Source organism: Micromonospora sp. TSRI0369 (genome assembly GCF_001905625.1).
GTDB lineage: Bacteria > Actinomycetota > Actinomycetes > Mycobacteriales > Micromonosporaceae > Micromonospora > Micromonospora echinospora_A.
The window spans coordinates 351,190-369,515 of record NZ_LIVU01000006.1; the positions used below are offsets into that span (position 1 = coordinate 351,190).

11 protein-coding genes and 2 pseudogenes are annotated in these 18,326 nt (G+C 68.7%); 1 reads left to right on the forward strand and 12 read right to left on the reverse strand.

What is annotated here, in order from left to right; all coding sequences use genetic code 11:
* Window positions 1-73: 73 nt before the first annotated feature.
* From AMK25_RS22365 to AMK25_RS22400, 8 genes are all read right to left on the reverse strand, one after another.
* The gene (locus tag AMK25_RS22365) at window positions 74-1,378 is read right to left on the reverse strand and encodes a phosphatidate cytidylyltransferase (protein WP_073830339.1); all 1,305 of its coding nucleotides are present in this window, start codon (window positions 1,376-1,378) and stop codon (window positions 74-76) included.
* Window positions 1,379-1,630: 252 nt separating this feature from the next.
* A complete protein-coding gene (gene frr, locus AMK25_RS22370; protein ID WP_030504243.1) occupies window positions 1,631-2,188 on the reverse strand; it encodes a ribosome recycling factor in 558 nt (185 codons plus the stop codon).
* An 87-nt stretch (window positions 2,189-2,275) separates the two neighbouring features.
* Window positions 2,276-3,043, reverse strand: coding sequence for a UMP kinase (pyrH, locus tag AMK25_RS22375; RefSeq protein WP_043325891.1), 768 nt, complete (start codon window positions 3,041-3,043; stop codon window positions 2,276-2,278).
* Between the two features lie 157 nt (window positions 3,044-3,200).
* Complete coding sequence (gene tsf, locus AMK25_RS22380) at window positions 3,201-4,028, reverse strand: translation elongation factor Ts (RefSeq protein ID WP_073830340.1); 828 nt, start codon at window positions 4,026-4,028, stop codon at window positions 3,201-3,203.
* A gap of 127 nt (window positions 4,029-4,155) precedes the next feature.
* Window positions 4,156-5,040 carry a 30S ribosomal protein S2 gene (gene rpsB / locus AMK25_RS22385; protein WP_073830341.1) on the reverse strand — a complete coding sequence of 295 codons (885 nt, stop codon included), beginning with the start codon at window positions 5,038-5,040 and terminating at the stop codon, window positions 4,156-4,158.
* A gap of 329 nt (window positions 5,041-5,369) precedes the next feature.
* Window positions 5,370-6,434 carry a hypothetical protein gene (locus AMK25_RS22390; RefSeq protein ID WP_073830342.1) on the reverse strand — a complete coding sequence of 355 codons (1,065 nt, stop codon included), beginning with the start codon at window positions 6,432-6,434 and terminating at the stop codon, window positions 5,370-5,372.
* A gap of 598 nt (window positions 6,435-7,032) precedes the next feature.
* Window positions 7,033-7,500 (reverse strand): SUKH-3 domain-containing protein, encoded by a 468-nt coding sequence (locus AMK25_RS33260; protein ID WP_073830343.1) that lies wholly within the window; start codon window positions 7,498-7,500, stop codon window positions 7,033-7,035.
* A 605-nt stretch (window positions 7,501-8,105) separates the two neighbouring features.
* The gene (locus tag AMK25_RS22400) at window positions 8,106-9,299 is read right to left on the reverse strand and encodes a helix-turn-helix domain-containing protein (RefSeq protein WP_073830344.1); all 1,194 of its coding nucleotides are present in this window, start codon (window positions 9,297-9,299) and stop codon (window positions 8,106-8,108) included.
* Window positions 9,300-9,473: 174 nt separating this feature from the next.
* On the opposite strand from AMK25_RS22400, the gene AMK25_RS22405 reads away from it, so the two are divergent.
* Window positions 9,474-9,737: a flavin reductase gene (locus tag AMK25_RS22405; RefSeq protein WP_073830345.1), complete on the forward strand. Its 264-nt coding sequence runs from the start codon at window positions 9,474-9,476 to the stop codon at window positions 9,735-9,737.
* A 27-nt stretch (window positions 9,738-9,764) separates the two neighbouring features.
* On the opposite strand, the pseudogene AMK25_RS22410 reads toward AMK25_RS22405, so the two are convergent.
* From AMK25_RS22410 to AMK25_RS22425, 4 genes and pseudogenes are all read right to left on the reverse strand, one after another.
* Window positions 9,765-10,148: pseudogene (locus AMK25_RS22410) on the reverse strand (tyrosine-type recombinase/integrase); the annotation flags it as partial.
* Window positions 10,148-10,846: pseudogene (locus AMK25_RS22415) on the reverse strand (FtsK/SpoIIIE domain-containing protein); the annotation flags it as partial. The pseudogenes AMK25_RS22415 and AMK25_RS22410, both read right to left, overlap by 1 nt.
* Before the next feature lie 121 nt (window positions 10,847-10,967).
* Complete coding sequence (locus tag AMK25_RS22420) at window positions 10,968-11,366, reverse strand: hypothetical protein (protein ID WP_073830346.1); 399 nt, start codon at window positions 11,364-11,366, stop codon at window positions 10,968-10,970.
* 9 nt (window positions 11,367-11,375) lie between these two features.
* Window positions 11,376-18,317, reverse strand: a complete 6,942-nt coding sequence (locus AMK25_RS22425) for an RHS repeat-associated core domain-containing protein (protein WP_073830347.1) — start codon at window positions 18,315-18,317, stop codon at window positions 11,376-11,378.
* Window positions 18,318-18,326: the final 9 nt, after the last annotated feature.

Below are 18,326 nucleotides of genomic sequence, written 5' to 3' on the forward strand. Positions count from 1 at the left end.
ACGCACCCGTCCGTACGTGTCGAATCGCCCCCGGCCGCCCGGCCCGCCACGGGTCGCCGCCGTGACGCATGCCTCAGCTCACCACCGGGACGAACACGGCGAGCAGCAGGTAGGCCACCGGCACCGCGAACAGGACCGAGTCGAGCCGGTCCATCAGACCGCCGTGCCCGGGCAGCAGGTTGCTCATGTCCTTGACGCCGAGATCCCGCTTGATCATCGACTCGGCGAGGTCGCCGAGCACCGCGGAGACCGAGATCGCCATCCCGAACAGCGCGCCCCACCAGGGCGCCACGTCGAACAACACCCACAACAGCACCGCGCTGCCCGCCGCCGCGGCGGCCACCGAGCCGGCGAAGCCCTCCCAGGACTTCTTCGGGCTGATCGTGGGCGCCATCGGATGCTTGCCGAACGTCACCCCGGCCGCGTACCCGCCGGTGTCGGAGAGCACCACCGCGACCAGCGTCACGAGCACCCGCAGGTGCCCGTCGCCCGGCGCCGCCGCGAGCATGGCCGCGAACCCGGCGAGGAACGGCACGTACACCGCGATCAGGGTGGCCGCGGTGAGGTCGCGCTGGTAGTTACCCGGCCCGTCGCCCAGCCGCCAGATCATCGTGCCCAGCACCGTGACCAGCAGGCCGAGGCAGAGCGCGTCCGGGCCGGCGAACCATGCCAGGCCCACAGTGATCACGCCACCGGCTACCAGCGGCGCCAGCGGCGGGTGGGCGCCGCTGCGGCGTACCGCCCGGGCCATCTCCCAGATGCCGATCCCGACCGCTGTCGCGAGCACGGCGAGGAACGCCGGCATGAAGAAGAACAGCGGCACCACCACCGCGGCGCCGAGGGCCACCCCGACGCCGATCGCGGCCGGCAGGTTGCGCCCCGCCCGGGACGTCTTCGGCACGACGGTCGGCGGTCGCTCCGCGCTCGCCCGCCGCCGCCCCCGGCCCCGCCGGCCGGTTTGCGGCTCGGGCTCGGGCTCGTCGCGTACCGCCGGGATCTGGTCGGTGGGCTCGTCCCGCACCGGCGCGATCTGCGCGGTCGGGTACTCGTCGTCGCGGGGCGGCTCACCCCACGGGCCGCCGTGCTCCGGCCCGCCGGGCCGGCCGCGGTCGCCGGCCTGCGGTCCGTCGTACCGGCCGGGTCCGTCGTGGTGCCGCGACGTCGTCGGGTACGGCCCGGCGTACGTGTTGTCGGGGCCGGCGTACGTGTCGTACGCGTCCGGGCGGGCGTAGGTGTCCGGCTCGGCGGGGTGGGCGGGCGCCGCCGGACCGGGCCGCCAGGGGCCGGGTTCCAGGTCGGTGTCCGGCCAGGGCAGGGCGGGGGCCGGACGGTCCCAGCCACGCGGCTCGGTGCTGCCGTAGGGGTCGGGGTGGGACATCACGCACCGGCAGCCGGTACGAGAGCCACCACATGACGCAAGACCAAAACCATCCCCTACCGGCGTGAGACTTCCTGTTGACCGACCGACGGCCGGGCGACCCCCGCCGTTCACCCCGTGGTGGTCGGGAATCGTGCCGAGCCTACTGCACCCGCCGGAGCCCCGAGGGTGTGCGCCGCCGGGCACGACGACGGCACCGGGCCGCCGCCCGTGCGGGCGACGGCGGCGGTGCCGTGCGGGGTACGCGCGCGCTCAGACTTCGAGCAGCTCGCTCTCCTTGTGCTTGACCAGCTCGTCGACTCCTGCGACGAAACGGTGGGTCAGGTCGTCCAGTTCCTTCTCCGCGCGCCGGCCCTCGTCCTCGCCGACCTCGCCGTCCTTGACCAGGCGGTCCAGCTCTTCCTTGGCCTTGCGGCGGATGTTGCGGACGGCGACCTTGGCCTCTTCGCCCTTCTGCCGGGCGACCTTGATCATCTCCCGGCGCCGCTCCTCGGTCATCTGCGGCAGGACGATGCGGAGCTGGTTGCCCTCGTTGTTCGGGTTGGCCCCGAGGTCCGAGTCGCGGATCGCCTTCTCCATGGCGCCCAGCTGCGAGTTGTCGTACGGCTTGATGATCACCATGCGGGGCTCGGGCACCGCGATGGAGGCCATCTGCGGCAGCGGGGTCGGGCTGCCGTAGTAGTCGATGACGATCCGGGAGAACATGGCGGCGTTGGCGCGACCGGTACGGATCCCGCCGAACTCCTCCTTGGCGTGCTCGATGGCACGCTCCATCTTCTCCTCCGCCTCGAGGAGGGTGTCGTCGATCACCGGTCTCCTCGCCTCCTTCTGTCGCTCGTCGTGGGTAGTGCGGGTGCCGCCGTGGCAGAGGGACCGCTTGTCGATCCGGCGGGCCGGTCAGGCGGTGATCAGGGTGCCGATCTTCTCACCGGCGACGGCCCGGACGATGGTGTCGTCGCCCTGGGCGCCGAAGACCAGCATCGGCAGGCCGTTCTCCATGCAGAGGCTGAACGCCGCGGCGTCGGCCACCCGCAGGTTGCGGCGCAGCACCTCGGAGAAGGTGATCGAGTCGAGCTTGCTCGCGGTCGGGTCGATCCGGGGGTCGGCGGTGTACACCGCGTCCACGCCGTTCTTGCTCATCAGCACCACGTCCGCGCGGATCTCCAGCGCCCGCTGGGCGGCCACCGTGTCGGTGGAGAAGTACGGCATGCCGGCGCCCGCGCCGAAGATGACCACGCGGCCCTTCTCCAGGTGCCGGATCGCCCGCAGCGGGATGTACGGCTCGGCGACCTGGGCCATCGTGATCGCGGTCTGCACCCGGGTCTCGATGCCCTCCTTCTCCAGGAAGTCCTGGAGGGCCAGGCAGTTCATGACCGTGCCGAGCATGCCCATGTAGTCGGCGCGGGCCCGGTCCATGCCCCGCTTCTGCAGCTCGGCGCCGCGGAAGAAGTTGCCGCCGCCGACCACCACGGAGACCTGCACGCCGCGGCGTACCACGGTGGCGATCTGCCGGGCGATGCCCTGCACGACGTCGGGGTCGACGCCGATCGCGCCGCCGCCGAAGACCTCACCGGAGAGCTTCAGCACCACCCGGCGGGACCGACCGGGAGGAGGCGCGGTCGGATCCTCCATCGCCAGGCTCCGGTCACTCACAACCTGCGTCATCCGCCCCGCCCCTTCTCCCCGCGCATCGCGCGAGCGTCGCGTACGTGCCCTTGCCGACCCTATGTGACGAGGAGGCCGCGGTGCCTGTCACGTACACCGGCGGCCTCCTCGTCGACGTTTCCCCTGTGCCCGGGCCCGGAAGGCCCGGCGCGGCGGCTCAGGCCTGGCCGACCTCGAACCGCAGGAAGCGGGTCACCTCGATGCCGGCGTCGGCCAGCACCTGCTTGACGGTCTTCTTGTTGTCGGCGACCGACGCCTGCTCCAGCAGGACGAAGTCCTTGAAGAAGGCGTTGACCCGGCCCTCGACGATCTTCGGCAGCGCCGCCTCGGGCTTGTTCTCCTCGCGGGCGGTCTGCTCGGCGATGCGCCGCTCCGACTCGACGGTCTCGGCCGGCACCTCGTCGCGGGTGAGGTACTTCGGCCGCATCGCGGCGATCTGCATGGCCACGGCGCGCGCGTCGGCGTCCGCCGCCTCGTCGGTCTTGCCGGTGAACTCCACGAGCACGCCGACCGCCGGGGGCAGGTCCTGGCTCTTGCGGTGCATGTAGACAGCGGTGGTGCCGTCGAGCTTGGCGAAGCGGTTGAGCACCAGCTTCTCGCCGATCTTGGCGGACTGCTCCTGGATCAGGTCGGCCACGCTCTTGCCGTCGATGCTGCTGGCGAGCAGCTCCTCGGCGTTGGTGGCGCCGCTGGCCACGCCGTGCTCGACGAGCTGCTGGGCCAGCGCGATGAAGGCGTCGTTCTTGGCGACGAAGTCCGTCTCGCAGTTGAGCTCGAGCAGCGCCTGGCCGGAGTGGGCGACGAGCCCGTTGGCGGCGGTGCGGCCGGCCCGCTTGCCGACGTCCTTGGCGCCCTTGACGCGCAGGATCTCGACGGCCTTGTCGAAGTCGCCCTCGGCCTCCGTCAGCGCCTTCTTGGAGTCCATCATGCCGGCGCCGGTGAGGTCGCGGAGCTTCTTGACGTCCGCGGCGGTGAAGTTGGACATGACTCTCTCTTCGGTGTCAGTGAGGTGGTCTGGGGTGCTGGTTACCCGGTTCCGGGCCGGTGCTGACCCGGCGTACCCGTCGCGCCCCACCGCCGGGGATCCGGACGGTGGGGACGCGACGGCGAGATCACTCCGCGGCGGCGGTCGCCGGCTGCTCGGCAGCGGCGGGCTGCTCGGCGGCGGCGGGCTCCGGCTGCGCGGCGGCGGGCTGCTCGTCGGCCTTCTTCGGCTCCTCGAGCAGCTCGCGCTCCCACTCGGCCAGCGGCTCGTCGGCGGCGACCTGGCCGGCCTCGGGCTTCTCGTCCGCGCCCCGGTTACGGCCGGAGCGGGCGATCAGACCGTCGGCGACGGCGGCGGCGACGACCCTGGTCAGCAGCTCGGCCGAGCGGATGGCGTCGTCGTTGCCCGGGATCGGGAAGTCGACCTCGTCCGGGTCGCAGTTGGTGTCGAGCACGGCGATCACCGGGATGCCCAGCTTGCGGGCCTCGTCGACGGCGATGTGCTCCTTCTTGGTGTCGACGATCCAGACCGCGGCCGGGAGCTTCTGCATGTCCCGCAGACCACCGAGGGTCTTGGTGAGCTTGATCTTCTCGCGGGAGAGCTGGAGCGTCTCCTTCTTGGTGTAACCGGCGGCGGTGCCGCTCAGGTCACCCAGGGCCTCCAGCTCCTTCATCCGCTGCAGCCGCTTGTACACGGTCTGGAAGTTCGTCAGCATGCCACCGAGCCAGCGGTGGTTGACGTACGGCTGGCCGACCCGGGTCGCCTGCTCGGCGATGGCCTCCTGGGCCTGCTTCTTGGTGCCGACGAACAGGATGCTGCCGCCACCGGCGACGGTGGTGCGCACGAACTCGTACGCCTTCTCGATGTAGTCGAGCGTCTGGCGCAGGTCGATGATGTAGATACCGTTGCGCTCGGTGAAGATGAAGCGCTTCATCTTCGGGTTCCAGCGCCGGGTCTGGTGCCCGAAGTGCACACCGCTTTCCAGCAGCTGACGCATGGTCACGACGGCCATGGTGGGTTACTCCTACTTTGTCCCTGGTTGTCCGTCCGGTCGGCGACCGGACGCCTGGCGCCCGGTCGCCGGCCTGGGTGGGCCCGGGTGAAGAACCGGGACCAGGGAGGCCGTCGCCCCACGGAGGAGACCGTGGAGAGGGCACGCGAGGTCGACCGCGCGAGGCGGTCGCCAGTCGACCAGTGTACGCGCCCTGTCCGCCGCACGGCCCTCGGGTGCGGAAGGCCGCCTCGACTTGATCGTCTCGCTTGATCGTCTCCAGTACGGCGAAGTGGCGGCATCGACCTGTCGGTGACACCGCCACTCCGGCGTACTGGTTCAGCGAAAGCTCAGCCCGCGGCGAGGGCGGCGGCGAGGAAGAGGACCAGCCCGACGGTGAGGTAGGCGGTCGGCGGGCGCAGCCAGCCCCGGCTGCCGTCGGCGAGCGCCAGCCCGCCGGTACGCAGCCCGTACAGGCCGGTGCCGAAGATCGGCAGCCCGACCACCAGGAACATGCCCACCACCACGTGCGACGTCGACACCGGGTCGCCGAACAGGCCGTGCAGCAACACCCGCACCGCCGGCACCTCCAGCACCAGCACCATCACCGCCAGCAGCACCGCCAGCGCCGGACGCCGGGTCCGGTACACGCCGTCACCGGGCGGCGGACCCTCCGGCCGGGGCATGAGTGCCGGCATCGGGCCGGTCGGCATCTCCAGCGGGTTCGGGGTCGCCGCCGGCTCGGCCGGACCGGCCGGGCGCTCACCGATCCGCAGCGGAGTCGCCTCGCCGGGATTGAGCCGCGCCGCGGCCGACGGGTCCGCCCCACCGGTCGCCGGCGGCTCGGCCGAACGGCCGGTGTCCACGATCGGGTAGCCGCCGAGCGGCCCCGGACCGGCCTGGCCGGCAGCGCCGCCGAGGGCCAGCGCGTTACCGCCACCGCGCGGATCGGCGTTGTGAGCGGCCAGGCCGTACGGGTCGCCGCCGGTACGGGACGCGCCGTCGGGGGCCGGGGCGCCGAGCGGGCTCGCCGGCACCGCGCTCAGCGGGTTGCCGTGCGCGGCGGTGCCGAGCGCGTCCACACCGCTGCGGGACACCGCGGCGAGCGAATCGTCCGCGGACTCGCGGGCTGCCCGCCGGCCGGCCCGCGTCCCGGGCAGCTCACCGGAGACCTCCGGGTCGTCGGGCCGCTGCGACCGCCAACTGCTCGTGTCGTCCACCAGCGGGTCGGCGGCGGAGTACCGGCCCGGCTCGGCGTACCGGCTCTCACCGGCCCGCTGCTCCGGCGTGCGGTAGTCGTCGTCGCGGTAGCGGGGCTCACCCGCGGCGCGCCAGTCCGACTCGTATCCGCGGTCGCCCCATCGCGACCCCTGCTCATCCTCGGGATAGCTCCGTCGTCCGTCCACGACCGGCACGGTATGCGACCGGCTCCAGCCGCGCCATTCGGGTCCGGTGGACATCGTCCCAGCTCGCACGGACTATCTCGCGTCATCGGATCGTCGCATCTCGTGAGTTGGGCGCGACGGTCGCCTAGTGAGGCTCGACGCCTGCTGGCACTCGCTACCGTCGAACCCGCCCCGCTGAGGTGCACCACTTGACCGATCCGCAGGCCGCCGACCAACGGGTGCACCAAGAGGCCACGTAGGGCCGAACAGGGCAAATCTTCGGCCACGACGGACATGCCCCCGTAACGCCGCCCCCTCGGCGACCCACCTCTTCGTGGCAGCCAGCGGAAGCCAGGGCACTACTCAGCATGTCACCCTCACCCCGATGAGACACAACCGAAGACGCGCCGGCACTCAGGGCAGCGTTGGCATGGGAAGCCGAACGCCTCCTGCCCGCGGAGTAGCTACCTAGGGCAGCCCACTCCACAACCGGAGGCATTCGTCTCCACGCCCACTCACGTTGCGCAGCAATAGCATAGCTGTGAGTTGTGGCGGTGGCGGCTTGGACGCATCCAACCACTCCGGGCACCCTGAGCGGGAAAGCTCAATAAGCCCCGCCGCCACAGGCTCACTGAGCCGCCCAGTCGCCCAAGAAGGATGGGCGGACTCCATTCTTCATCATCGAGAACATGTCGTTCCGACTATTCCCATATCGGTAGACCGAGGAATCGAATCCCGCGTAAAACCTGCCATCACTCCCTGAATATATGGTCAAATGAAAGCTGTCGACTCCAACTGGCATGAGAGCGACGCCAGCCACTGTCGCACAGCGCCGGGATATTCTCGCGTCCCGCACTGTACATACGGCCGACGGTTCAAACCGAGTCCAGCTCGCAATCCTTTCCCCTGCGATGAGGAGGGTTGGAGGATGCTCAACCGTCAGGCCGATGTATTGACCCAAGAATGCGTGACCCTCCTCGTGACACTCAAATCCTGCCCGCTTCAGATTCGCCGCGACAACTTCTATTTCAGGCAACCCACCAGCCGCCCTCGAATTGAACGAGCCGAGGAACCCGAACAGTTCTGCTTCATGCATAGTTCACCTTGACAGGTCAGTCGCTCCACGCCGCACGAGGACACTTTGACAGGATAGGCATGCCGCCTCCGAGACACCAGTTGCATTGCGAACAGTCAAGAACTCGATGTCACTCAAACGTAGCGAGCGTCCGGCTCGAGCCTCGAACGCCGCTCCGTGCTCTGCGATAAGAGCGTTGCAAGCCCGAATCTCCGCGCAGTTGTCGGCCCCTCGGCCCGCAATCTGCCCGCCATCCGCAAGAGCGGAATCGATCTCGGGCTCGAAATAGGCTGGACGGGACGAATGGCCAGAGTGGCCGATCGAAACCATGTCGGTCCCTCGAAACCGGGCTGCGGCAGTCATCGTGGCGTCTTCGGGCGCTGATCGCGCTGCGGCTCTAGCCTCAGATCCGCAGTTGTGCACGAGTACCGGAGTGTTGCCGGCCACCACATAGTACGTGTGGCGTTGCTACGGCGGCTGCGGCGAAGTCATGGCGTCGATCTTGGCAGGGAGCTGGGCGTATGCTCAACCACCCGCCGCCAGCTCATCGATTGTCGGCGATTTTGACAGCAGTCGTGACAGCAACGTGGGCGCACGTCGGGCCGAGCGGGGGGTCTGTTGGCCGTCTACTCGGTCGGTCGTCTGGTCCTGTTGGCGGACTTCTTCTGTGCGCGGCGGTCGATGAGGCGATCCACGGCGGCGATGCGGCGGTGGAGGCGTGTGGAGCCGGCGTCGATGGCGGTGGTGTCGATGCGGCGCAGGACGGCGCAGGCGGCGTCGAGGTCGCCTGCTCTGGCGTGGCCTTCGGCGAGCCAGGTTTGGTAGAGGGCGACTTCGCGGGCGTGGTCGTGGTTGTAGGCGCCGAGTGCGCGGGTGAGCAGGGGTTCGGCGGCGGCTGGGGTGCCGAGTTCGATGAGGCAGCGGGCGGCCATGACGTCGATCTCGGCGCGGTTGAGCCAGTACACCCATTCGGGTTCGGCGGCGCCGTCGGAGTGCTGGTCGTAGGCGTCGTTGACGGCGTCGAGGGCGCGGCGGGTGGTGTCGGTGTCGCGGAGGCGGGCGGCGGCCCAGGCGAGGCGTTCCAGCAGCAGCGCCCGCACGAGCGGGCTGGCGTGGGGTGCGCCGGTGACGGCGGAGCGGGCGATGAGGAGGGCGTCGTCGCGTTTGCCGATGTTGGTGATCTGGTAGGCGAGGCTGGAAAGCAGTTGCGCGCCCAGTGCTCGGTCGCCGGCTGTTTCGGCGGCGGTGACGCCGGACAGGTAGAGGCGTTGGGCGTCGGGGTAGTGGCCGGCGTCGCTGGCGACCCAGCCGGCGAGTTGGGCCAGTTCACCGATCACGGTGTACAGCCGCTTACCGGAAGTGTCGGTGTAGGAGGCGGTGCGGGCGAGGTGTTCGGCCTGGTCGAGTTCGGCGCGGATGACGGGTAGCAGGGTGCGGCTGCCGACGGTGTCGTCGAGGTGCCGTAGTTCCACCACCCTGGCTTCCAACGTTCGGATCTGGCCGACGCCGATGCGACGATCGGCGCGCAGGCAGCGGGTGGCGGGCGGGTTGCCGATGAGCCATTCGTGGGTGCGGCGGACCGGGTCGTGTGGGGTGCCGATCGGCACGCCGAGGACCTGTTCGTAGCGTTCGACGACGTCGGGGGTGGCAGGGCGGCGGCCGGTTTCGACGAGGCCGAGGTAGGACTTGCTGAAGTGGGTGAGCACGGCCATCCCGGCGAGGCTGTGCCCGGCGGCCTCGCGGGCGGCGCGCAGGTGAGCGCCGAGGTCGGCGGTGTCGGGTGTAGACGAGGGAAGACCCTCGCCTGCTTCCATGGTCATCTCTCTCCCCTGATCCTGGTGGCAGGCCCAGCGGGGACGTGCATCGAGTCCGGACCTGGCTGGTGCTGTTCCGGGAGGGCCGGGACGGGCACGAAGATCGGCATTCTTCATACCCGGGTGCGTGCCCGGCCCTCACACCGTAGACCACGTACGTCTCCGGAGGGTTGAGCAGCGATGTCGATGCACCTGCCGGTTCGCCCGGCCTGGACCTGTGCCGGGTGTGGGCAGGCGTGGCCGTGTCTCAGCCGCAAACGTCAACTGTTGGCCGAGTTCGCCGGGGCGCGGGTGTCGCTGATGCTCTACCTGTCGCGGTTCTTCGTCGAGGCGTGCGTGGACATGCCGGCCACCACGTCGGGGACGCTATACCGCCGGTTCTTTACCTGGCCATACGAACCAGCCGACGGCCGCCAGGGCGAGAGCGCCCCGCCGGGGCGGTGATCCCGGCGGGGCGCGTTCTCGGTCGGCTCAGTCGTCGGAGCCGAGGTTGTGGTCGTCGTCGGGCTGGTCGGGTTGCAGCGCCTGGTCCATGGACTCGACGGCGTGGCGTTGCAGGCGGAGCCGGACGTGGGAGTAGATGTCGGCGGTGGTGTGGATCTGCGCGTGGCCGAGCAGGTCCTTGATCGTCACCAGGTCCACGCCCTGTTCGAGCAGCAGCGTGGCGCAGGTGTGTCGCAGGTCGTGGAAGCGGATGTAGCGGACGTCGGCGAGTTCGCAGATGGCCTGGTGGTGGTGGTGCACCGCGGCCGGGTCCATCGGCCCGCCCGTGGTGTTGGCGAATACGAGCCCGGTCTCGGTCCAGTTGTCGCCGGCCTCGCGCCGGTCGATGTCCTGCCGTGTGCGGTAGCGCTGCCGCCCTTGCCATCGATCAACACGAACTGCACCGCCGAACTCGCCGCGAGTTGACAGAACCGGGCGTTTAGCAGCGAGGTCTTCCCGAAGCCGGCCAACCCCGCGACCACCACCCCCGACACCCCGGAGGAACGGATGGTGACCGGCTGACTGTCAGCGTCAACACCCGCCGACCATGTCTCCAGGTGGTCGGCGGTCGTGGTCTGCCCGTCCCAGGCGGTCGGTTGGGTGAGCGGGTCGACCAGCAGTGCCCGCAGCCGGACCAGACCCGGACGGACCTGCGCTACCCGCACCTGCGGCACGCGCCACGCGTCGGCGAGATGCCCGGCGGCGTTCTGGAACTCGGCCAGGCCGAGCCGGCCGACCGTCGAGGCGTCGACCTCGACACCCCAGCGTCGCGCCCGTACCCGGACCGCCGGAACCAACTCCCGCCGCACCACCACCGTCTGCGGCCGAGACGACCACAACGGCGGACGGACGCGTTCGGTCTGCACCAGGCCCACCCGCACGGCGGTGCGCCGCCACGTCCACCGGATCCGCCAACCGACGCGCAACGCCGGCCGGATCTCCGCGTCGGCCAGCAGATACCGCACCAGATGCGCGGCCAGCCACACCGTCGCCACGGCAGCCGCCGCGCCCAGCAGCACGGCGGGAACCATGGTGAGCAACCTCAGATATGCGTTCCAAATATCTGACATCAGTCGTGACAGCAACCGGGGTGCACAACCATGCACCCCGGCGCGCGACGTCACTGAACCTGCACCATACGGAGTGGTCCGCCGATGCTTTACAACTCCGGATCAATCGAACGTTTGGAAATCAAATAGCCGACCGCTTGCTCGACTCTGCTTCGATTTCGGCGATCATTTCAGTTACGTTCTCAGCCGAGAAGACGAACGGGCGCATTTGATCGACCACAGCCTCTCTTTTGGCTTCCGGCGTGGGTAACTCACCCCACATTTTGGCTAGGTAAGCGCGCACGGCAGGGCGTTCCATTGCTCGCGCTTCAAAGCGACGCCAATCACGCCAACCTTGCGCTTTCCGCGACTCCCCCACTTCTTCGTGATACGCAATGATCGTCTCAACTAGCCGCTCATGTACGCGACTCAGGAACGGACTACCTTTCACCGCCCAATCCACATCGGCCGCGTTGAAGCGGATCTCCATCAAGCCCTTCTGAAGTGCGTAAAGCTCGTCGATGTTGTCGATCTCGAACATACTTCCTCATCATCCGAATGGATTCGGGCCATGGAAAACCACGTCATCGAGCGTGAATCTGAACGACCCCGTGTGCATTAGCTCGTTGGGCTGTGAGCCGGGCACCAGTCTAGTCCCAGCGGGCAACCTAAACGCGATCAGGTGGGTTCCTCGGTCCCCGCCCCTTCCCATGAAGAGTGCGTTGCTTGTTTCCTTGGAGCTAAGCATCTCCCTTGTGAAGTATGTGACGCCCTTTGCGTTTGCAGTTACCACACCGCCGTCCATGATTTTGGCGTGGCTGCCTTCGGACGTGTAATGGAATACGACATTGTCGTCTAGCGAGTCCGCAAGGTTATCCACGCTGTGCTTCGCTGCATCGCCGCAGTTGTGTACGAGGACCGGGGTGGCGCCGGCCACCACATAGTACGTGTGGAAGACGGAGACCGTCAGGTCGCGCATCACCTCACTGCCGCTGAAGTTGCGGACCTTGACGACGTCTACCGTCGACCCGTCCGCCGCGAGCAGCCCTTCGGCGGCCTTGAGCTCACCCGCGCCGACCCACTGCTTGCGGGTGACGCTCCAGAACGGGTGGTGCTGCGTGGTGTCGATTGTCGACACAGCGCCCTTGCCATCGCGGACGACCAGGTCGGTCAGGGCGTCGTCCTGGTTGATGTGCAGCTTTTCCACCGTCTGGGCACTGGTGGCCCCCCGCTCGGGGTCGTGGGCGAGGACCTGGTCGCCCTCACGTACCTCGGCGATCGGCTGCGTCGTCCCGTCGGCCATGAGGACCGGGGTGTCCGGCGAGAAGCTGTGTGTCGGGCAGCCGCCCTTGGAGCTGGGTGCGCCTCCGCCGTTGTTTCCGCCGGTCTTGCCCTTGGCTGGCGCGACGGGCTCCTTTTTCGGAGGTTCGGGCGTCTTCGGTGCCGGTGGCCGCGGAGTCTCCCGGATCTCCTTCTTCAGCAAGGCCATCTCTTTGGCCTCGGCCGCCGGGTTGATCGACGGGGGCTTGCCCCACCTGATGCGCGCCACGACTGCGCCGGCCTTGTCGGCTCCCCAGTCGATGACCTTCTTGCACCACCTGCCGAGCTTGCAGGCCCAGTCGAGTCCGGGCACGACCGAGACGCCGGACAGCGCGGCCTCCCGCCAGTTTCCTTCGGTGGCGTAAATGACCGCGTTGACGCCGTCACATCCCGCGCCCAGACCGATGAGGAAAAGGCCACACGCCTCAAGGGACTCGTGCGTCTTCTGTCGGCCGGTCTTCTTCGTCGGCCCCCCACTGCCGTCGTTGCGACTGGGACCATGGCCCTGGCCGGTCTTGCCCTCCGCGTAGTTCTGGCACGCATAGCCCCCGAGGCCGCTGCAAACAACAATGTTGTTGGCCGTCGGGTTGAGGTACTCGGGGATGATCAGACCGCTCGGGTCGCTGAACGTGACCGGGTTGTTCGACGCGTAGGTGTAGGCGGACAACTGCTGCGGGTTGCCCGGGTCGTTGATCGGGTCGACCGAGATGAACCGGCCGATGGTCGGGTCGTATTCACGGGCTCCGAGATGGGTCAGGCCGGTGGGATCCTGATAACCACCGAGGAACCCCTGTTGGTTGGGCCAGGTAACCGCCGCACCCCGGGGCGACCCGTACGGCGTCTGACGGCGCTGGGTGATGGTCTGGTTCGTGTCGTTGGCGACGCTGACCTGCGAGGTCCCCTGGTGGTCACTGGCCAGCCAGGTGATGCCGGTGACGGTGCGCTGCGCGACCACCTCCCCGCCGAACGAGTAGTAGCGGGTGGCCGTCACCTGCCCCGTGGTGCCGTTCTTGCGGATCTCCTGATCACCGAGGAACAGGGTGCTTCCGGTGGGATCGGTGGCGATGAGCCGGTTGCCGCCTGCGTCGTAGATGTAGGAGCTGGTACCGGTGCTGTCGGTCACCGAGGCCAGGTGCCCCTCGACGTCCCAGGTGAGGCTCTGCTGCCCGGACCTGCCTGGCCGGCTCTTCGTGTTGCCGGCCTCGTCGTAGGTGTACGAGCCGGTGGTGGTGCCGGTGTTGTCGGTCCTGCTCCACCCGTTGAGCCGGTGCGACTGCGGCGTGCCCGCCGTCGGGTAGGAGTAGGACGTCGTCACCGTCCCCGTCGGGGTCCCGCGCTCGATCTGGGTGCGACGGTTGCCGATGCGGCCCTCCGGGTCGTTCGGCGCGCCGAACGACCACTGCTGCCAGTACGGTGCCGGGCCGCCCAGTTGGGTCTCGGTCTGCGGTTTCGCCGTGCAGTCGAAGGAAGCCGGAGTCCACGCCTCGGTGAGCCGGCGCTGGTGGTCGTAGGTGAAGCACTGGGTGTCGCGGGGACGGGTACCCGTGTTGTCGTCGATCTTGGTGATATTGCCGCTGGCGTCGTAGTCGTAGAACGTGTTCAGCACATAAGACGGGGCGACTGAGCGGGTCACCGAACTGCTGCTGACCCGGCCCGTGGTCTCGTCGTACGAGTTCTTGCTCTGGACCGACTTCGCACCCGTCAGCGCGGTGGCGCGGGTGATGGTGTTCAGTTCGTGCAGGTCGCTGTAGCCGGCGTCGACCACGTAGTAGGTGGCGTCGATGTAGTCGGTCGCCAACCGGTCCAGCATCGCGTACGTGGTGTCGTACTTGTAGTTCAGCACCTCCTGGTCGAGGCCACCCGCGGCCGGAATGGTGAGCGTGTTGGGTGAGCCATCGCCCAGGAAGGTCGCCTTGGACGTGAAGCTACAGGTGACCTTGCCGATACCGCAGAAGCCGGCCTGCGACGCCGGGAGGGTGAGCTTGGTCTGCGTCGTGTTGTACATCTTGTCGACAGTCACGACCTCGGAGCGGTACTCCTCGGACCCGATCCACCGCGACGACGACGTGGCGATGCCCTTGACCGGCGAGTCGTAGGTCAACTCCGTGCGCTTCTGCCCCGTCAGGCTGCCCTCGTGGGTGGTGCGTAGCCGTCCGACCTCGTCGTAGGCGTACCAGAGGTCAGGCGTGTCGGGGCGGGAGTCGGTAGTCCTCTCCAACTCCCCGAGGGTGTTGTACTTCCTGGTGGACGTGCCGGCGTCCGGGTCGCTCGACGAGATCAACCGGCCCTGGATGTCGTAGGCGTAGGACCAGGTGTTGCCGGACGGGTCCTTGACGGTGGCCAACTGCCCCACCGGGTGGTAGGTGTACATGGTCTCGTCGTAGGTCCCGGTGGCGGTCCGCCCGTGGTACTGCCAGAGCTTCTCCGTCCGGCCGTACGGGTCGGTCCATACCGTGGTGGCGGCCTGCCCGCCCGGAGGCTCCACGGTGACGTGGTCACCGTGATACGTGGTCGAGGTTCTGGCCTTCTCGACCTGGACGCTCGCGACCGAGCCGAGAAGCAGGGAGTGAGTCTGTCGGCCGGCGTTGTCGTAGATCGCCTGGGTCTGGCTCGGCACGTCCTGGTCGAGCCGCGATCTGATGGTCGAGGTGTCGATCGCGCCGGAGTCGTAGTAGGCCGAGTTGGACTTGTAGATGCGACCGGCCGCGTCGTAGAACGTCTCGGTCATGATCCGGCCGCTGCGATGGGCCGGTTCCTGCGTCTGCCGCTGGCGGCCCAGCGCGTCGAAGATCATGTACGAGGTGTCGCTACCACCGAGAGCGTTCACCGCGGTGGTCACCACGTACGACGGCGCCGTCTTCGACAGCGTGTAGGCATAGCTGGTCGACGGCGTGGTGGGGTTGTTCGCCCGCTGCCGGTTGGGCAACCACACCTGGAGGGCGCGGCCCAGGGCATCGTAGGTGTACTCGGTGACGTAGTTGTTGACGTCGGTGCTCTTGAGCGCGAGGCCGGTGGCCGGGTCGAGGTCCACCGTCGTGGTCCACTGCAACGGGTTGGTGGTCGTCCGCTGGGTGACCGGCCCACCGGTGGCCGGGACGTACGCGGTCGTCGTCTTCTTCCCGGCGATGTCGGTGACCTCGGTCGTGCGGCCCCGAAGGTCGTACTTGGCTGTCCCCACCTGCTGGTAGGTGCGGTTGCCGCCGGCAAAGTCGACGATCTTCTCGCTCGCGGTGAGCAGCCCCTTGTCCGGCGCCGTGCCGTACGCCTGCCCGTCGTAGCTGAACCGGACGTCACCGAGGATCTGGTTGGTGTCGGTGGGCGTGGTGGAGCACGCCCCGACCCAGCCGTGGATTCGCTTGACCGGCGTGAGCAACCACCGGTTGGCGTTGCGGATGTACTCGGTCTTGCTGCACCGCTTGTCCCCGGTGGCGCCGCCGTCGGGGCTGTCCTCCTGGGTGGTCGGCATGCCGTAGTCGTCGAAGTCGGTGGTCGACGTGCTGCGCCGCCAACCCGAGTCCGTGGCGGTGCGGGAACTCACCGTGCGTACCCGGGTGTACCGGGATTCGGCGACTGGGCTTCCCGCCCGGGTGGCCGTCGCCTCGGAGCGCCACATCGTGTATACGGTCGCGGACAGGACGTTTCCGTCCAGCCAGGTGATCGTCTCGCGGGGCGAGCCGCTGAAGTGGTCGTAGTCGTTTACCGCCCCGCCTTCCAGACCCTGGACTTGCGTCGTGCGGGTGCTGCCGTTGGCGAGCTTGTCGCCGTACATCCCTCGGTAGTAGAGGGTTTCGGTCTTGGTCCGCGCGGGGCCCTCACCGACGTAGGTCACCACGCGGGGGAAGCCACGCCACTGCGACCAGGTACGGCGGTCGTTCGGAGTGATGCCGGTGTCGTCGTCGTGGTGCCACAACGCCTCGTTGTTGGTGTTGAGGTACTCGTACGCGGTGCGCAGCGGCCTCGACCCTCCGGTGGGGTCGATCTGCTGGACCTCCTCCACGACGTACTTGTGGAAGAAGTCGGTGACCTTGTCCCTGCCGTTGGGTGCCCACTCGACCGGATAACAGAGCAGTTTGTTCTTGTCCAGCGCGTCCTTCGAGGGCATCACGCTGCCGCGGACGCATTGCGGCTGCTTGTAGGTGACGAAGATCTGCCCGCCGGTCTCCAGGGTGATCAGGTTGACCCGGTGCCAGTTCATCGCCAGGGCCCAGTCGCTGCCGCCGGCGTCCACCCGGTTCGGCATCTGGATGCCGGAGAAGGTCACCTCCGGCGTCGTGATCGTGCCACCGTTGAGACCCTTGTGGGTGATGCCTTCGAGCCAGAGACCGGCCCTCGTGCCGTCACCGGGGTCGAGGAACGCGTGGCGGAAGGTCCACGAGTCCGCCTTCTGGTAGGCCGAGGCGGACGCCTTCCACGCCTTGGTGGTGATCTCCGTGGTGCGCTTTGCGGACCAGAACGTGGGAGAGCCGTTGGTGCACGGGTTGGTCGAGGCGGTGCAACTCTGGTCCCAGGGAGTGTCCGGCCAGTTCGTCGCATTCTTCGTGGTGCAGTTCTGCAGACACCGGTCCACGTTCGTGAACTCGATACGTCCCGGCACGTTCTCGATGTACGGCGACGTGGCGGCGTACTCGTTATCGTCCCGGTTGTCGCTGCCGTAATCGATGCGGGTCAGGTAGCCGGCCCGGTCGTACACGACGGGCGTCGTGCCCGTCAGGTTCTTGGCGTAGTAGTTGGTCTCCTTGGCCCACCAGTAGGACATGGTGTTGCCGTGGATGTCCTGGACGTAGTCGAGATTCCACCGCCAGGCCTGCGGCTTCCCGTTGCAGTCGGAGGCGGCGAAGGTGCCGGCGTTGCAGGGTTCGCCCGGGTTGTTGCCGTACACCGGGACGGTCAGCACGGAGTTGGTCGTCGGACGGCCGGTGGCCCAGCCGGGAAGCCGGTGACGTCCGAACCAGTACTGGGTGCCGTCGGTGCCGGTGACCTTCCAGTATTCGTTGTCGTTGTCGCCGTTGGCGTACGCCGACGCGGTGAGCAGCTCGACCTTGGTTCCGTTCTCGCTGCGGGGGTGCCAGGTGCCGTCGCTGCCCTTGAGCAGTTCGACGGTGCTGCCGTTGAGCGACATGACGGCGTTCTCCGGGCCCCAGCACAGGTCACCGGTCTTGACCGTGTTGTTCGCGTTGCCACCCATGTCGTCGGCGCACGCCTTGTAGCGCCGCTCGACGAAACCGGGGGAGAACTCGAAGCCCTCCCCGAACAGGCTCGGCTGGTTGTTGGTCGCCGCGTGCCGACCGTCCACCGACTGCGACGAGTAGCCGATGCCGAGGGTCGGTTCCGGTCCGCCGGGGCCCGGCGGGACACGCATCGGGTACGACCACTGGAAGCTGCCGGTGGCACCGCTGTGGCTCCACGACGACGTGGAGGCGAGGCTGGAGGCGGCGAAGTCGCCGGCTCCACCGGACGGACCGGCGGTCAGGGCGAAGACCGCAGCGGCCTGGGCCTCGGGCACCGACACGGTGGTGGTGACCGTCCGGGTCCGCACGTCGTTACGCGAGTTCAACGGCGTGCTGCGGCAGTCCGCTGCGGCGGGGGTGCTCAGGGCACAGTCGGGCAGCTGCGCCAGCCGCAGTCTCGACGCCCAGTCACCGCCGTACGCGGTCGCGAAGGCGGCGTAGTCGATACCCACCTCGACCGGGCCGGCCGCCCGCACCCCGTCAGTGCGTCCGAGGCGTACCAGTAGGCCGTTGATGCCGGCCGCTTCGGCCTGGGCCTTCGGCAGGACCTCGACCCGGACCTTGGCGGGCGCGGCCACCGCGCTTCGGTTGGCCGAGGACGCGGTAGCCGGCCGGACCGTGACCGGCAGCGACCCGGCCCGGCTCGGTGTTGCCGCTGCGCCGGCGGTCGCCGCCAGTGACACCTCGGCGGAGCCCGCCGTTGGCCAGACCGGTGCGGGGCGCCGCACCTTGGCCGCCGCGGCGTCCTTGTCGGGAATCCGCTTGCTGGACGCGGCCTTGTGCAGCGGGGCGGAGGAGTACCGCTGCGGGTCTAGGTGGAGGGCCTGCTCCGGCCGCTCCGCGCGGGCCGGCAACTGGCCACCGAGCGTGGCGGCGAGGACCGTGGCCAACCCCGCGACGAGGGTACGACGGGCGCCCCGTCGCACCGCGACGCTGACCCGCATCCCCCCACC

What these genes read in the sequence shown, in the direction of transcription:
- pyrH (WP_043325891.1), bottom strand. Translation starts at nt 3,043, where the DNA reads ATGACGCAGGTTGTGAGTGACCGGAGCCTGGCGATGGAGGATCCGACC.
- rpsB (WP_073830341.1), bottom strand. Translation starts at nt 5,040, where the DNA reads ATGGCCGTCGTGACCATGCGTCAGCTGCTGGAAAGCGGTGTGCACTTC.
- AMK25_RS33260 (WP_073830343.1), bottom strand. Translation starts at nt 7,500, where the DNA reads ATGCATGAAGCAGAACTGTTCGGGTTCCTCGGCTCGTTCAATTCGAGG.
- AMK25_RS22405 (WP_073830345.1), top strand. Translation starts at nt 9,474, where the DNA reads ATGTCGATGCACCTGCCGGTTCGCCCGGCCTGGACCTGTGCCGGGTGT.
- AMK25_RS22365 (WP_073830339.1), bottom strand. Translation starts at nt 1,378, where the DNA reads ATGTCCCACCCCGACCCCTACGGCAGCACCGAGCCGCGTGGCTGGGAC.
- AMK25_RS22420 (WP_073830346.1), bottom strand. Translation starts at nt 11,366, where the DNA reads ATGTTCGAGATCGACAACATCGACGAGCTTTACGCACTTCAGAAGGGC.
- AMK25_RS22425 (WP_073830347.1), bottom strand. Translation starts at nt 18,317, where the DNA reads ATGCGGGTCAGCGTCGCGGTGCGACGGGGCGCCCGTCGTACCCTCGTC.
- tsf (WP_073830340.1), bottom strand. Translation starts at nt 4,028, where the DNA reads ATGTCCAACTTCACCGCCGCGGACGTCAAGAAGCTCCGCGACCTCACC.
- AMK25_RS22400 (WP_073830344.1), bottom strand. Translation starts at nt 9,299, where the DNA reads ATGACCATGGAAGCAGGCGAGGGTCTTCCCTCGTCTACACCCGACACC.